Annotated in this window: 12 protein-coding genes; 9 read left to right on the top strand and 3 right to left on the bottom strand. The window is 43.8% G+C overall.

Going from position 1 to position 15,663, the window contains the following annotated elements; all coding sequences use genetic code 11:
- The first annotated feature begins 19 nt into the window (after positions 1–19).
- Positions 20–781: a HesA/MoeB/ThiF family protein gene (locus ABF86_RS00210; protein ID WP_011634000.1), complete on the top strand. Its 762-nt coding sequence runs from the start codon at positions 20–22 to the stop codon at positions 779–781.
- Positions 782–801: 20 nt separating this feature from the next.
- Here the strand turns inward: ABF86_RS00210 and ABF86_RS00205 are convergent, their stop codons facing one another.
- Complete coding sequence (locus tag ABF86_RS00205) at positions 802–2,547, bottom strand: ABC transporter transmembrane domain-containing protein (protein WP_074685013.1); 1,746 nt, start codon at positions 2,545–2,547, stop codon at positions 802–804.
- A 124-nt stretch (positions 2,548–2,671) separates the two neighbouring features.
- Here ABF86_RS00205 and ABF86_RS00200 point away from each other — a divergent pair, with 124 nt between their 5' ends.
- Both ABF86_RS00200 and ABF86_RS00195 read left to right on the top strand, forming a co-directional pair.
- Positions 2,672–3,175 (top strand): low molecular weight protein-tyrosine-phosphatase, encoded by a 504-nt coding sequence (locus tag ABF86_RS00200; RefSeq protein WP_074455951.1) that lies wholly within the window; start codon positions 2,672–2,674, stop codon positions 3,173–3,175.
- A gap of 47 nt (positions 3,176–3,222) precedes the next feature.
- Positions 3,223–4,122, top strand: a complete 900-nt coding sequence (locus tag ABF86_RS00195) for a hypothetical protein (protein WP_074455950.1) — start codon at positions 3,223–3,225, stop codon at positions 4,120–4,122.
- A gap of 2 nt (positions 4,123–4,124) precedes the next feature.
- Here ABF86_RS00195 and ABF86_RS00190 read toward each other — a convergent pair whose 3' ends face one another.
- On the bottom strand, positions 4,125–5,393 hold the full coding sequence (locus ABF86_RS00190) for a putative O-glycosylation ligase, exosortase A system-associated (protein WP_074455949.1): 1,269 nt from the start codon (positions 5,391–5,393) through the stop codon (positions 4,125–4,127).
- A 519-nt stretch (positions 5,394–5,912) separates the two neighbouring features.
- Here ABF86_RS00190 and ABF86_RS00185 point away from each other — a divergent pair.
- The 6 genes from ABF86_RS00185 to ABF86_RS00160 all read left to right on the top strand — a co-directional run bounded on the left by ABF86_RS00185 (position 5,913) and on the right by ABF86_RS00160 (position 13,414).
- Positions 5,913–7,679 carry an asparagine synthase-related protein gene (locus ABF86_RS00185; protein WP_074685014.1) on the top strand — a complete coding sequence of 589 codons (1,767 nt, stop codon included), beginning with the start codon at positions 5,913–5,915 and terminating at the stop codon, positions 7,677–7,679.
- A gap of 156 nt (positions 7,680–7,835) precedes the next feature.
- Positions 7,836–9,272, top strand: coding sequence for a lipopolysaccharide biosynthesis protein (locus tag ABF86_RS00180; RefSeq protein WP_160803392.1), 1,437 nt, complete (start codon positions 7,836–7,838; stop codon positions 9,270–9,272).
- 34 nt (positions 9,273–9,306) lie between these two features.
- A complete protein-coding gene (locus ABF86_RS00175; RefSeq protein WP_083341442.1) occupies positions 9,307–10,440 on the top strand; it encodes a sugar-transfer associated ATP-grasp domain-containing protein in 1,134 nt (377 codons plus the stop codon).
- A complete protein-coding gene (locus ABF86_RS00170) occupies positions 10,440–11,471 on the top strand; it encodes a hypothetical protein (RefSeq protein WP_074685017.1) in 1,032 nt (343 codons plus the stop codon). Before ABF86_RS00175 ends, ABF86_RS00170 begins: the two co-directional genes overlap by 1 nt.
- A gap of 28 nt (positions 11,472–11,499) precedes the next feature.
- Positions 11,500–12,639 carry a sugar-transfer associated ATP-grasp domain-containing protein gene (locus ABF86_RS00165; RefSeq protein ID WP_074685018.1) on the top strand — a complete coding sequence of 380 codons (1,140 nt, stop codon included), beginning with the start codon at positions 11,500–11,502 and terminating at the stop codon, positions 12,637–12,639.
- A 97-nt stretch (positions 12,640–12,736) separates the two neighbouring features.
- Positions 12,737–13,414: a GNAT family N-acetyltransferase gene (locus ABF86_RS00160; protein WP_160803391.1), complete on the top strand. Its 678-nt coding sequence runs from the start codon at positions 12,737–12,739 to the stop codon at positions 13,412–13,414.
- A gap of 632 nt (positions 13,415–14,046) precedes the next feature.
- On the opposite strand, the gene ABF86_RS00155 is transcribed toward ABF86_RS00160, so the two are convergent.
- Entirely contained in the window at positions 14,047–15,129 is a 1,083-nt protein-coding gene (locus ABF86_RS00155) for a glycosyltransferase family 2 protein (RefSeq protein ID WP_074685020.1), read from the bottom strand.
- Between the last annotated feature and the right edge of the window lie 534 nt (positions 15,130–15,663).

Below are 15,663 nucleotides of genomic sequence, written 5' to 3'. Positions count from 1 at the left end.
AACAAGGTGGCGGAGCAACGTGGATGATCAACAACTGTTACGTTACAGCCGCCACATTTTGTTACCGGAAATTGATTTTTCCGGTCAAACAAAACTAATACAATCCAGTGTTTTCATTCTTGGGGCTGGTGGATTAGGCTCTCCTTCTGCTCTCTATCTTGCCGCCAGCGGGATTGGAAGACTTGTTATTTGTGACCATGATCGGGTTGATCTGACTAATCTGCAACGCCAGATCCTGCACGACACGGCTTCGGTTGGTGAGCTTAAAACTGATTCCGCTAGAAATACACTGCAGCGCATCAATCCAGAAATAGAAATTATCCCCCTGGCACGACATGCCACTGTTGATTTATTAAACAGGGAAATTAGTGGTGTCGATGTCGTAATTGATGCCAGTGATAATTTCTCGGCACGCCACATACTCAACCAAGCCTGCCTGGATCATCGTAAACCCTTGATATCAGGCGCAGCTGTCCGGTTCACCGGGCAAGTTGCCGCATTCGATCTGCGTCAGAGTGATAGCCCCTGTTACCATTGCCTATTTCCTGACTCGGGAGATAGTGATGATCCCGGATGCGCCGTAATGGGTGTATTTTCCCCACTAACAGGCATTATCGGCTGTATTCAGGCTGCCGAAGCTATCAAGGTTTTACTGGAAATCGGTGAAACACTCCATGGCCGCCTACTTCTCCTGGACGGGTTAGCCATGCGCTTGCGCTCATTCAAACTGAAAAAAGATCCACAATGTCCTGCATGTGGCTCAGCTTCAGCGAAAAAATAGCTAATATTTAATAAATAATATCAACCAGATGTTTGGAACCGTGACATGGCAAGGCGCGCATAGAGATCACTGGACTTCATCAATTCCGCATGCGTCCCCAACGCTTCCAGATGACCATGATGGATAAGAGCAATGCGATCAGCAGTAACAACTGTACTTAGACGATGTGCAATAACAAGAGTGGTCCGATCTGCACTTAATCTGGTAATCGCCTGCTGCACCCAGCTCTCACTCTGACTATCCAATGCGCTGGTTGCCTCGTCCAGTAATAAAATTGGAGCATCCACCAGAATAGCCCGCGCAATGGCCAATCGCTGTTTCTGACCACCAGACAACCCCAAGCCAGTATCGCCCAGATTGGTTTGGTAACCCTGTGGTAATGACAGAATAAAATCATGTATGAAGGCTGCCTTGGTAGCTGCTTCAATCTCGGCATTTGTAGCATTTGGATGTGCGTAACGTAAATTCTGTTCGATGCTGCCGTGAAACAATGCTGGATTCTGGGACACTAATGCAAAGCTGCGTCTGAGATCAGACAAATCCAGATCACGGATATCTATGCCTTCTAATTTGATACTACCCGACTGTATATCGTAAAAACGCAGTAGCAAGTCAAACAAAGTTGACTTACCCGCACCTGAGAGGCCAACCAGTGCCAACGTTTCACCTGGCCGCACAGTCAGTGAAAAATCATTGATGACCTGTATTTCCGGTCGTGACGGATAAGCAAAACATATCTGCTGGAACACAATATTGCCTGTCACCACTGGCAACTGACAAGGATTAGCGGGTGAATAGATTTGGCAGGGCTCCTCCAGCAACTCCATGGTGCGCTCTGCGGCTCCCGCAGCACGCTGTAAATCACCCAGCACCTCCGAAACCGATCCTACTGCCGAGCCAACGATAATACTGTAAAAAATGAATGCTGCCAGCTCCCCGCCGCTGATTCTGTCTTCGATTACATCCATACCACCGATCCAAAGCATCACACCGATTGCACCGAATACCAGAACAATCACCACTGCGATCAACCAGGCGCGCTGTAATGTCCGTTGACGAGCAATAAGAAATGCATCCTCCACATATTGATTAAAATGCATCTTATCCACTGCTTGATGGTTGTACGCCTGTACCGTCTTAATTTGCCCGAGCATTTCTCCAACATAAGCACCAACAGTCGCCACCTTGTCCTGGCTCTGGCGCGACAGTAAACGCACACGGCGACCAAATAGCAAAATAGGTATGATGACCAGCGGAATACTGAGCATAACGATTATGGTCAGTTTGACATTAGTAATAAATAGCAAGATCACACCGCCAATCAACATAATCAGGTTACGTAATGCAACTGAAATAGAAGAACCCACTACAGATTGCAACAAAGTCATATCTGCAGTCAGACGAGACTGAATTTCAAGGCTGCGATTAGTTTCAAAAAACCCCGGATGTAAATCAATTAGATGCGCGAACACTTTACGTCGTATATCCGCGATTACCCGTTCACCCAGCCAAGTCACCCAGTAGTAACGAGTAAACGTACCTATTGCGAGCAGCACTACGAGCATCAGGAAGATTAAAACATACTGAGCCAGCAATTCAGGAGATTGCGTGGCAAACCCCCGATCCACCAGTAGCCGTATGCCTTGCCCGATCGAAAGTGTAATCCCGGCAGTCAGAAATAATGCCAGCAGACTGAAACCCATCGATGATTTATAGGGCTTAAGGAAAGCAGCAGTTTTCAAAACAGCCTGCCAACGATTGCTCATCGTGAATAAATCCTGGTGGTAAATCTCAGATCGTGCAGATAAAGAAGTCAGAAATGGAAATTATGATTTTTTATGATCAAAGGTATAATTGCAGAACCCTTAATTAATTATAACAGCAAGATAAATGGAGCATCTGAAGGTAGAAAAAATCAGCGTGTTGTTTGTCTGCATGGGAAATATTTGTCGATCGCCTACGGCGGATGCAGTTTTCAAGCACCATGTCAGATCTGCCGGGTTGGAACACCTCATTCATGTTGATTCTGCTGGGACACACGCTTATCACATTGGCGAACCACCGGATCGGCGCTCACAACAGGCTGCCCTAAAACGCGGCTATGGCATGCAAGGTTTGCGCGCCAGAAGAGTCGCACCAGAAGATTTTTCACGCTTCCAATATATCCTAGCAATGGATCATCACAACCTGGAAGAACTGCAGCAAGATTGTCCGTCACAATATATTGACCGGTTAGGGCTGTTCTTACAATACGGCAATCAATGGAGTACTCACCAGGAAGTGCCTGACCCTTACTACGGGGGCAGTCATGGATTCGAAAGAGTGCTGGACCTGGTGGAAAATGCGAGTCAGGGGCTCTTAAGGCATATTTTTGAAAAAGAACTCACCAAATAACACTTTTCCCCGGTAATTGCTATAACCTAAATTAGGATAATGCAAAAATGATTTCTCTAAAAAGGATCAAAAAACAGATTTTCGATTTTACTGTAAAAGATATTCTTAAAACGCCGCCTGTAAATTGTGACCCAACCAGCAACTTAGTTATACTGAGTCAAAGTTACCACCGTGATCTCTTTATGTTTTTAATCGCAGCAAAATCGTTCGCTCATTTTGTACGGCCGAAAAGTTTTATAGTGATTGACGATGGGTTTACAAGATCAGATAAAGAAATCATATCTAATCATTTGGGTGCAGCTGAGTTCATATCGACTCATAATATTCCAACTGAGGGTTGTCCAACAGGAGGGACATGGGAAAGGTTAGTGAGCATTATAAACCGCTGCACTGATGATTATATCGTTCAACTCGATTCAGATACTGTAACCCGCGATTATCCTGATGAAGTTGCGGTTTGTGTCAGAGAAAATAGATGCTTTACGCTCTCCACTCTTCAAGGACGTACGGTGGCACCTGTACAAGAGACAGCAACTTTTGCCGATAACATTGATAGCAGCCATGTGCAAATCTTGGCGGAGCGTGCCATGAGAAAGCTCCCAAGTGCCGAGAGTTTACGCTATGTCCGGGGATGCTCTGGTTTTGCCGGATTTGGGAGAAATTCAGTAATGATTGAGGATTTGAAACAATTCTCAAAGTCAATGGAGCAACTACTTGGCGGACTGGATACATGGAAACAGTGGGGAAGTGAACAAGTTGCATCGAATTTTCTGATCGCTAACTCCGATCGAGCTCTTATGCTACCTTTCGAACACTATCCCTACTGGAAGCCAGGGATCAATATTGCTCACGCAAAACTTATCCATTTCATTGGGGATAATAGATTTTCCGGAGGCGAGTACATAAGGCAAGCGAAACAAGCTATACAAAATTTAGGAAAAAAGTAAAATCAAGGCTTATGACTTACCTCTTCACACTGCCACGCCTTAGAAGTTACCCATTTTTTAGTCATTACTACCAATACCATAAGATTATAAGGCAGGTCAAAATAGCCCAGGCTTAAAAAAGCCCCCCCCACTGCATACCCAACTAGACTGACTTGCGCCATCGCTCCCAGTTGAGCAGCCCACAAAGTATGTGGTTCATTACGTGCATTTTTTCTTAACCATCCAGCATCGCGATAGGTGGTTATCCACAAAAGAAGAAAGAGGAATAGCCCTATAAAACCATGATTACCCAAAATCTGAAAATATATACTGTGTGCTGCTCGCACAATAGACTCATATTTTCCATAAAGCAGAAAATAATCTTGGTATTGATAGCTCATCCCCCCACCAAATACATTATGTAACGCCACCTCCCACGCTACACCCCATGCATTTAACCGCCCCATAGCTGATTCATCTGCCTGGTATTCTGAAATAGTATCCATCCTCGCCCACCATTGTTCCGGAAGCATGGGTATCATTGCTAGCGCAATAATAAAGATAAATATTGCTACCTCTCCTTTCTTCGGGCTACGCCACCAGAACATGGTTCCCATAGCTGCAATAGCAACCAAAGCCCCTCGAGAATATGATCCGAAAGCAGCAACAGCACACAGCAACATCACCACACTAAGCGCATGACGCCATACCTTTTGCGTAACCTGAAATTGCAAAAAATATACCAAAGGGATAATCATGATCAAAGCCAAAGCAAACTCATTATTACCCGCAATAAAAGAGTCGGGGGGACCCCATACACGGTAATTCCCCAATGTTATAAGTGTAAAAAACCCCCCCTTAGCGCCTAATATTGCCAGTGATCCAATCAGAACCCAGGCAAACGCCATGATGTGCTCTTTGGTTTGGAGTAAAGCAACGGTGACGAATATCATTAGATAAATTTTCACACACTTACTCCATTGCCAGTAATCCTCTGATACATCACGCCCCATCAACCAAGATAAAGTTATCCACATGACAAAGAAGGCAAAAACAGTGACAGGCAGACCTATAAAAGGTGAACGCCGCTCTTTAGTAAAAGCTAATCCGAGTAATGTCACACCTGCAGCATAAGCGGCAACCGGAGCGGTAGCGAGCATCCCCCATGCGTAACGATGAGGATTCATGGTACTCAACCACGTCCAGAGCAATGGCCCGATCCACGCACGGCGTAATGCATATAATCCTGCAATCAGGACAATAATACCTATAATAATATCGCGTAGAGACAAGATTAGTAGTCGTTAGTTATGCACCACCATGCAACCATGGCATACAGGAGCAATGTTGTGAATAAAAAACAATCATAAGAAACTCATGATCAGAAATTCTACAGGTTCAAATCTAATTTGCATCGAGCGATCCATTCTGGACAATTACCTGCTATCCCTCGCCAAATCAAGATTTATCGTCAAATCCACTTGCTCTAAAAAACTTGACCGACTGCTCCCAGAATTCCTAGTTAAAATCAAACAGGATAGAATAAAGTCCTCATCTAAACAGGTTATTTAACAAGAAACTGTATTAATTTTAGAACGATAATATCCGCAGAAAGATGCCAGTCTTTATTAAAATGATTTAAGTGTAAGTTGTATAAGATAGGGTATATATCAATATCTTTAAATTTATTGAAATGGCACGATTGCCACACCTTAGCTGCAACCATCTTTACAGCAAGAGCTCTCTACAATTAAAAAATAATTGATGGGTATATTTTCTATTTTTACTTGTTCACTTTTTACTACTTCCCAATGACAATTTTTGCAGGGATTCTCGCCCGTCATAAAGATAAAATTATACCTAATTCGCTTATAAGTGAGCTTCGAACGGCAATATCACGTCATCCTGATGATAAAAATGCTGTAATAGAATTTACTGATAACGGGATTTATCTCGCAAAAGTTGATATCGATGTATTGAAACAGCCAGGAAGTTTTTCTAACAAGGAGCTGACTGCGTTTGCGGCGGGTGACCCCTTATATCAAGCTAACCCTAGTATGATGCCAGGGCCGCGTGCGGAAAGTCTGCAAAATCTGGCATTTGATCTGGCAGCCGGAAAACTGGATGCTCTTTATGCTTGTCGCGGAACCTACTGCGCGGTCATCTACGAATATGCAAACAGTAGACTTCACTTAGTAACAGACAAGCTTGGTGTCCGGCCTGTTTACTATTGGGTATTGCCCGATTTCATCATTTTCTCGACTGCATTACGAATTCTGGAAGCTTTATCCTTCCAGAAAAAATCGTTGAATCTTCAGGGAGTGGCAGAAATTGCGTGTTTTGGTTATCCGCTATCCGATCGTTCCCCTTATGAAAATATATTTACGCTCTATGCCGGCGAAACAATCAGTTTCTCAAACGAAACAATCAACCGGCAAAAGTACTGGGAATGGGATAAGTTACCCATCGAAAAAACTAGTGATAGTGACATAGGTACTTCTGCTAAACACCTTCATACAATATTCATTGATTCGGTCAAAATACGGCTGCAGGAACAAAAAACTGTCGCGGCATTTTTAAGCGGCGGCCTCGATTCTCGCGCCATCGTTGGCGCACTGAGAAGTCTTGATGTAGCGATAGTCACCTCCAATTTTGCCCCACTTGGTAGTCAGGATCAGGTATTTGGGCAACTTGCCGCTGAAAAGCTGGGAACTCATCATACCCATCTGCAGATAGGCAAACAAGATGAGCGAGATTCATATCACAAGTTATCCGTAAACAAATGGATAAATTCAACGACTTACACGGACAAGAAGCTACCTAAGCCCCGTGTTATCTGGTCTGGTGATGGAGGTAGCGTAGGCCTTGGGCATGTATATCTAAATCCAGAAATTATCCAAGCCTCACGAAAAAAGGATATGGGGAGGGCAAAGAAAGAATTTTTTACCTATAATAATTGCGGGATAAGCACTAAGCTTTTGAAACCGAAGATAGCCTCAACCCTAATTAATTTCCTCAATGATGGAATCCGATCTGAGCTGGATTCAATCCATTCAGGTGATCCTGGACGGATTTTTTACTTATTTCTGATGCTGAATGATCAGCGTCGACATATGTTTAATCATTTTGAGAACATAGATTTGGGACGGGTGGAATTTGAGCTCCCATTTTTTGATTCCAACTTTATTGCAGAAATCATTAAACTCCCGATAGATCCCTTTCTACGCCATGTTTTCTATATGGAATGGTTGAGCTATTTTCCTAAAGCAGTGCTGGAAGTGCCATGGCAAGCATATCCAGGTCACATGCCTTGCCCACTGCCCCAACCAGAGGGCCTTACATATCAATGGAATTCAAGTACTGAAGCAACCAGACAGAACAAACTGCATGCATTGAAATATGCAAAAGAGCTTAGTCGAGATTCGGTGTTCTCACACCAGTATTTGAACCTTTTTTACCTACGTCTATGGACAATTCTGATGCGGTTCAGACAAAGTGATCGCTCATATCTGCTCCAAACCCCAGGAATTTTATATCGATACTGGTCTAAAGTTGCACCAAATAAGAATCAAATTTAATAGCGCCAAACAAGAAAAGAGAGATTCTTGTACTCGTCACCACCGCACTTCATCTCTTTTACCAATAGGTACCGAACTTAAAAATCTTGATGAATGTTTATCCGCAGATTTTAAATTGGATTTAACTTCATCGGATCAATGGGAAATAACCATCATATGACGACAGTGCGCGAGCAGGTATTGACAGGGCTCAAATGGACGGCGGGTGGAAAGCTAGGAGCACAGGTCATTACATGGGCAATCACGCTTGTTGTGATGCGTTTGCTGACACCAGAAGACTACGGCCTGCTGGCCATGGCATCGGTATTTGTTGCTTTCATGTTGATGTTGTCCGAGGCTGGGCTTGGCCCTGCACTGATTCAGAAACAGGATCTTGACGAAACTGCTTTACGCAGTGTATTTGCCATCGTCATCATCGCAAATATTAGTCTGCTGCTATTGCTCAATCTGTTGACTCCTTTCATTGCAGCTTTTTTTGATGAGGAAAGATTAATACTGATTTTGCATGTTTTGTCACTTCAATTTTTATTGACTATCTTCGGTACGCTTCCCAGCGTTCAGCTGTATCGCCAGCTGAAATTTAGAAGTTTGTCACTGATTAGCTTTTTAACGACGATCGTTGGGAGCATACTGACACTGATACTGGCATTCGCACAATTTGGTGTATGGGCGCTTGTTCTGGGGAATCTGTTCGCCGGCATACTCAGCGTAATCGCAATGAACGTTGTAGCTCCATTGCATTTTCTCCCAAAATTTTCTATAGTCAGTATACGTAATCTTCTGTCTTTTGGTGGAAATGTCACCTTATCGCGTTTACTTTGGTTTTTTTATACCCAGGCAGACATTGCCATTATCGGCAAATTGTTGGGCAAGGAAACGCTCGGGGTTTATTCTATTGCGATGCAGCTTGCTTCATTACCTGTACAGCGAATTTCCGCAATCATTAATCAGGTTGCATTTCCTGTCTTTTCCAGAATCCAGGATAATCGTGAACAATTTGGTAGTTTTATACTTAAAGCAGCCCGAATGCTTAGCCTGGTGGCTTTCCCCATACTATGGGGAATTTCCAGTATTGCTGATGAAATAGTCCAGCTGTTCCTTGGAGAAAAATGGCATAACGCAATATTGCCGCTGCAACTGCTAGCACTAATGATGCCTTTACGTATGATTGCAAATTTCCTGCCTTCTGCTGTTGATGCGCTGGGCAGGCCTGATGTCACCATGAGAAATGTACTCCTGGCCTCAATCGTTATGCCGATCGCTTTCCTGATTGGCTGCAACTGGGGGTTGGAGGGCGTTGCACTAAGCTGGGTTATTGCTTATCCATTAGTATTTTTTATCAATATCCAGCGTATGCTCCGGGTAATAGAGCTACGATTGTCTGATTTTTTTTATGCCATGATGCCAGCCATGGGCACCACCATTGGAATGTATCTGGCAGTACAGGCAACAGCCATACTGCTAGCAGATCATGTTGATCAATGGGCAAAACTATTGATTTTGATTGTCACTGGAATACTGGTATATGGAAGTCTTACATTGTTTTTCAACAAACGCAGCTACCATGAGGTTATTGATCTAGTTCGCCGATGATGTTTTCATTAAGATCTTTAGGAATCTAATTGCCATGCATGAACTACTGACTATCTTACGTGAAAGCCCGGAACCGTTTGGTCGATTATATGAAGCTCTACTCATGAGGGCTGGCGGGCACAGATTATCACTCAGAGAGTATATAAGTTATCAACTACATACGGATCAGACGCTAACCACAGAGGAACGCAAACGTTTCATCGGGGAAGACAGAAAATGGCGCCTGCATATCCGCTGCAATAAAAAACAATGGTTCATGCTGCATTACAAAATTCCATTCACACAATTCATGATGGGTGGTGGATTCCAAATACCTAAAATTCACGCGATTTACGACAAAAATTCCACTTATTACTTACCTGGCGTAGCGGCATTAAGTAATGAAATTACTGTTATTGAATATCTCACCAACCAGGCAGTTTACCCATTATTCATAAAACCGGATGACGGAATGCTTGGGGAGGGTGCATCCGGAGTTCAGGGCTATGATAAACAATCCAGAGAGCTGATTTATATCAACGGAGATAGGGAGCCGCTAGATAGTTTTGCTCATAAAATTGATCAGCAGCCAAAAACCATCCTATTCCAGGCGCTGTTAAGACCAGGAAAGATCCTCGCCAGTATCTGTGGTCAAGCCATCTCCAGCTTGCGTGTAACGACAGGCCGCACCGCAAAAGGAATTGAAATTATTAGTGCATGCTGGCGAATCCCGGTTGGGAAAAATATGACGGATAATTTTTGCCATGGAGTATCCGGCAATTTACTCGGTGGTATCGATATAGAAACTGGCAGAGTAACTCAGGTTTATGGCCGGAAGGACAGTAAAATTAGCCTTGTAACCTGCCATCCGGATTCAGGTTACCTGTTCGAAGGGTTCATAATCCCGAACTGGGAACGTATCGTTGAAACATTGATGCTGGCGGGCAGAACCATGATTGGACTTAACTTACAAAACTGGGATGTTGCACTGACTGACCAAGGCCCCATCATTACGGAAATTAACGTATTCGGTGACATGGATGTCCATCAATATGCAAACCGACAAGGGTTTCGTTCACCGAAACTCGAAGAAGTACTTGCTTACTCTTATCGATCTTACTTAAGTGAACTCTCGTGGATCACCAGAAAAATTACCCCCTTCCTGAAAAAATTTGATTCTTTACGATAATGCATAAACTAATTATCGCCATTCAACACGATCACCAACATCTTTCAAGTAACCGTTGGCAGTCCTTTTCGACACATTGGCATGAGCTGGCTGCACAGCGGGACATCACAACCCAAGATATCGATATTTTCTCTGATTCGACTAACTGGCTGGATCAACTCAAAGATTGTGATGGGTTCATGTGGTGGTTTGGCCAACCACTCTCGGTTAGCCGCCCCGGCCGCAGATTAATCGCAGCCTTGGCACATATCAATAAAATCCCAACATTTCCCAATCATAATACGATATGGCATTTTGACGATAAGGTAGCGCAATCTTATCTTCTGCAACTGGCAGGCATCCCTACTCCCGAAACCTGGGTATTCTGGTCAAAATCACAGGCGGATAAATTTATTAATTCGGCTAATTATCCATTGGTACTAAAATTATCTTCCGGTATCGTTTCAACGAATGTTGAACTTGTACATAACAGCCGTGAGGCAAGCCACCACGCTTATGCACTGTTTGATTCCGGTATGTACGCACTGCCACCAGCCAATCTGCCCTTCCGTTGGTTCGCCAGGCGTGCAAGAGAAGCAGCACGGATATTTCTATCACAGAAAACAGATATAGAATTTCATAAAGGATATTTGCTGCTCCAAGAGTTCCTGCCTGGAAATGACTTTGATATCCGTATAACCATCATCGGTAATCGTGCCTTTGCATTCAAACGATATAATCGACCAGGAGATTTTCGGGCAAGCGGTAGCGGCCGCATAGATTGGGATCCCACTCAAATTCCATTGGATTCACTTCTCCTTGCTTTTCAAACGGCAAAAATACTGCAAACCCAGTCACTCGCTGTCGATGTTCTGCGACGAAACGGCGAGCCTGTCATCGCAGAAATTAGTTATTACTACGAAGGGTGGGCGATTGCGAAATGCCCGGGACACTGGAAATTATCTGATCAGGCTTCGCAGCCCGTTTGGGTTGAGGGCTCCATGCGACCGGAAGATGCAATCTGGGAAGATTTCATCACTCAATTTCATTGATGTTCTTTCAATCACTTTAAGGCACCGCATGAATATTCTCAATATCCTGTTTGGCAAACGTGCTCGCAAGACACCTTTCGCAACATTATCTGAAGTGCTGCGCATGCGCTTTGGTTCGCAGCGCTTGTTGTTTCAAGAGTATATTGATTATCGCTTGCATGAACTGGATGACCTGAGCGCTGAAGAACGCAATAAATTTCTGGGAAATGGCCGTAAATACCGGCTCAACTATGTGTGTAATGACACTCGCTGGTTCATGCTGGGCGAAAAGTTACCGATGACACTTTTCATGATGGCAACGGACCTCCCCATGCCCAGAATTCATGCAGTATATGATCTCGATGGTAGAAATTTGCCGGGTGCCATTACATTAAACAATATCGATGAAACTGCTGCTTATCTCCGCACCCCCCAGCATTACCCATTATTTGTCAAACCTAGTCATAGTGCTTATGGCTGGGGGGCTCTGGGCTTACAAAAGTATTCACCGGAATCAGACAGCATCGTTTTTTTGAACGGCGAGCAACATAACGTGATTGAATGGATCAAGTCACTCAACCCAAAATCTTCACACGGCATTCTGTTTCAAGAACAGCTCAAACCACACCCGGAAATTGAGCGTGTCTGTGGCCCTCGCGTCAGCAGCATACGTGTCACTTCTGCCCGCATTAATAGCAAAAATGCCATTGTCAGTGCAGTATGGCGTATTCCTGTCGGATCGAACATGGTGGATAACTTTCAGCATGGTGCTTCCGGAAATTTACTGGGGGGTGTAAACATAACTAACGGCCAGATCACTCGAGTCGTTGGCAAGATTAACGGAAAGATCGAGGCAGTTACTATTCATCCTGATACCGGCGCACCATTCGATCGATACATATTGCCAGACTGGCCAAAATTAACAGAAATTTGTGAACAAGCAGAAAACTATCTCATGGGGATGAATCTCCACCATTGGGATATCGCTTTGACTGAACGGGGTCCTGTCATCATCGAAAACAATGAAATTGCTGATCTAGATCTGCATCAACACGCGAATCGCAAAGGATTTTGGTCAGAAGAAATCGAATTGGTACGGCGCCAATCTTATCCGCGCTACTGGGAACAATTGAGCTGGCCCCAAAAAAAATTGGCTAACCTGATGCGTAAGATTGATATTTTTATCTAAACGAATAGCAGCCACCGCATGTGATGGCTTACTTTATCCTGGCGGGGTGATTGGGGTTGGTAATGATTACTTTTACTTTATTTAGCAAATCAATATCATGAATGCCTGGCGAGAAAGACTGGCACTCTTGAGATATAAGGGAGGGTTCAAGGCGGCAGCATTCTGGCTGATTAAAATACTATGTAGAGTAGAGATTTATTTTTTCTACGCAACTGATTTGACTCGGCAACAGGCGTCGTTGCCACAGCCTCTTGTCAAAAAATCCGGAACAGAGACATTCCACTTTATTTCTCTAAACTCCACTCAGGATATTGCCATGCATCCGCATGAACTGATCGAACAAATCAGTTCACAAAGTGGCCGAGGCGTTACACAACTTATTCAAGACGATGCCAGTATCTATGCATTGATTGATGGAACACAAGTTGTATCACAAACAAATATCAGCCACAGCACTGTTATTCGAGTCGATTCACCAACGGATTTAGATATTGGTCTGGCATCTGGAGATGTCTTCCTTGGCTACTTATTCACCCGCCCCCATTACCGTGGATTAGGTGCTGCAGCATTACTACTGGAAATGATGTGCGAGGATATTAAGAAGCATGGCTATTCCAGGATCGTGACACATATACGCTCAACGAATGTCGCTTCACTGAATACTTTCAAGAAATGTGGCTGGTTCAAAATTGGCTGGATAGTCGTCAGTACCAGCAATCATCTTCTGCTGCGCTGCCTGCGCAAAGCCGGAATTACTGTCTCGGTTGTTAAATAATACGGACTCGCTGTAATCCGTAATCACTCTGTTATAGGCAAAAAAATAATAGTTGAGCGATACACAGTGGTTGCAGATCGCAGAGCTACTACCAGGTAAAGGTATCGATGCCGAGGACAACCGACATTTCAGCTGAGTTATACCGTTCGTTATTGGCCACCTCGAAAAACCCTATTTTTGAAAAAAATTGATTTTAAAATCAATGTGCTACATATAAATCTTTTCAGAATTTACAGGTTTTTCGAGGTATCCTATTATATTGTCCAGAGCCATTCTGTTGCCAGAGGTAGCACGTTTGACTTATACCAAATGCCTCACAGATCAATGTAATTGTGATGCCTTGCTGCTCAACCACATCCTGTGTATCTCTTTTTTGTAAAGATAACTTTACCACTTTCCCTCAAGTGCTTCCTGGCGCAGTTGAGATTTTAATCATTCTTCAGCATACATATTTCTAATATCGATGATTTTCGTCTTCAAGCTCTCTTAAACGCTTCATCATCTCAGTATCCATACCACCGTATTTTTAGCACGCCATTTGTAATAAGTAGTCGCCCCAGAAAATATACGCTCGATAAATAAAGGAATTAGTCCATTAAAACAGCGCAGTGCGCGTTTTCAGGATGGACCATTTATAACACATTCTCAGATGTGGGATATTGTATGGGTACCCCCCACGCGTGTAGATGAAGCTTATCAAAGTAGTTACGCTGGGATGGGTATAAGTACGATAATAACCAAGGAGCAATGAATAAAACCAGTCGGCTTTTAGAAATCATCCGCAGTGGGCTTATACTAACGCCAAGTCGACGTGCCTCTTCTCGGTAAAACCTCATCACGCGAGGGATCATTAGCCAATCACCGGAGATGTAGAGAATCTTGAGGGTATGAAGAAGAAAAATGAGTTTGAACTTTTCCTCACTGAGCAAGCGCTCACTGCGACTACAAGTAAACCTACTGGTCAGCATGAGGCCGTATGAAGCAGTAGGTAGGCGATCATAGAAGCGAGGACCTTTGTGACCCACAGATCTGGTAACAGATTCCTGTTCCTGATGATGGAAGTACGCGACATCGTTAGATTTGTAGAATCGCTTTACAATAAAAGGAAGCCAGAAGAATAGCGGCGTGTCTTCGTAAACACAATATTCTGGATAGAAAACTCCATGATTTACGAGGAATTCTCGCCTAAATACCTTGGTCCAGAGCCAGCCGACAGTGTGTAACAGAGAGTAGCGAGTCACCTTCTTGGTGTAATATTCACCCTCAAGAAGTTCTAAGGCGCCCGCTCGTAGACCCGCTGACGGCTTGATCCGCCCTTCGTCATCGGAAAAATGTTTCACCTCAAAGTCGATAAAGTCATAATCGCAGGTACCCAAGCGTCTCACAGTACCGATTGCGGAGGGATTGATGTCGTCATCGGAGTCAACGAACCATATGTAGCGTCCGGATGCCAATGACAGACCGTGGTTACGCGCGCCCCCTGGTCCTTTGTTCTCTTGCTGGACGACAATGCACCTACAGCACATCTTATCTTTGTATTTTTGCAGATATGACCAAGTCTCGTCAGTTGATCCGTCGTCCACCCATATAAGCTCAACATCGGGGTCGCTCATCGTAGCAAATGTAGACAAAAGACGATTTGCTTTACCAATCGAATTATAGAATGGCGTAACGATAGAGATAAGTGGATGAATACGCTTGGGGACGTTACTCATATCAAGCAATAGAATATACCGCGATCCTTAGTTGGTAGAATCGCATTGGAGCAATGCAGAAATGCAGAAATGCAGAAATGCAGAAATGCAGAAATGCAGAAATGCAGACGTATTTTTTCATTCGTTCAAAAAATGTATCGGGATACCGTACCTGCCGTCAAACATAATCTCTACCTGCATGTCATAATACTAGTAATGATACAGTAATTGTCAACGGCAATGTAATTTTGACCCCTTTTACTGCTTCATCGGCAATCTAAATTTGCCCCCTCTGGTTTAGAACACCATCCAAACTTGATGTGGCTACACTAAACCGGACACATTCCTTAAAATAACTGAAAGAAGGAATGTATTTAAATGATCCAAGAAAAACCCAAAGTCTATACAGCTGAATTTAGGGAGTCATCGGTAAAGTTGGCCATTGAATCGGATAAACCTGTAGCCCAAACCGCCAGAGAAATTGGCGTGAATGAAAACACCTTACATACCTGGATCAGTAAATACAGTCGACCGGTTGACAACATAAAGGCAGTT

Origin of the sequence: Nitrosomonas sp. GH22 (assembly GCF_009833115.1) — a bacterium.
In the GTDB taxonomy this organism is placed as follows: Bacteria; Pseudomonadota; Gammaproteobacteria; order Burkholderiales; family Nitrosomonadaceae; genus Nitrosomonas; species Nitrosomonas eutropha.
This window is presented reverse-complemented; position numbering and strand designations above follow the sequence as displayed.

Excerpts from the sequence above, each read along its gene's own strand:
- ABF86_RS00205 (WP_074685013.1), bottom strand. The coding sequence starts at position 2,547 with ATGAGCAATCGTTGGCAGGCTGTTTTGAAAACTGCTGCTTTCCTTAAG.
- ABF86_RS00200 (WP_074455951.1), top strand. The coding sequence starts at position 2,672 with ATGGAGCATCTGAAGGTAGAAAAAATCAGCGTGTTGTTTGTCTGCATG.
- ABF86_RS00195 (WP_074455950.1), top strand. The coding sequence starts at position 3,223 with ATGATTTCTCTAAAAAGGATCAAAAAACAGATTTTCGATTTTACTGTA.
- ABF86_RS00185 (WP_074685014.1), top strand. The coding sequence starts at position 5,913 with ATGACAATTTTTGCAGGGATTCTCGCCCGTCATAAAGATAAAATTATA.
- ABF86_RS00180 (WP_160803392.1), top strand. The coding sequence starts at position 7,836 with ATGACGACAGTGCGCGAGCAGGTATTGACAGGGCTCAAATGGACGGCG.
- ABF86_RS00175 (WP_083341442.1), top strand. The coding sequence starts at position 9,307 with ATGCATGAACTACTGACTATCTTACGTGAAAGCCCGGAACCGTTTGGT.
- ABF86_RS00170 (WP_074685017.1), top strand. The coding sequence starts at position 10,440 with ATGCATAAACTAATTATCGCCATTCAACACGATCACCAACATCTTTCA.
- ABF86_RS00165 (WP_074685018.1), top strand. The coding sequence starts at position 11,500 with ATGAATATTCTCAATATCCTGTTTGGCAAACGTGCTCGCAAGACACCT.
- ABF86_RS00160 (WP_160803391.1), top strand. The coding sequence starts at position 12,737 with ATGAATGCCTGGCGAGAAAGACTGGCACTCTTGAGATATAAGGGAGGG.
- ABF86_RS00155 (WP_074685020.1), bottom strand. The coding sequence starts at position 15,129 with ATGAGTAACGTCCCCAAGCGTATTCATCCACTTATCTCTATCGTTACG.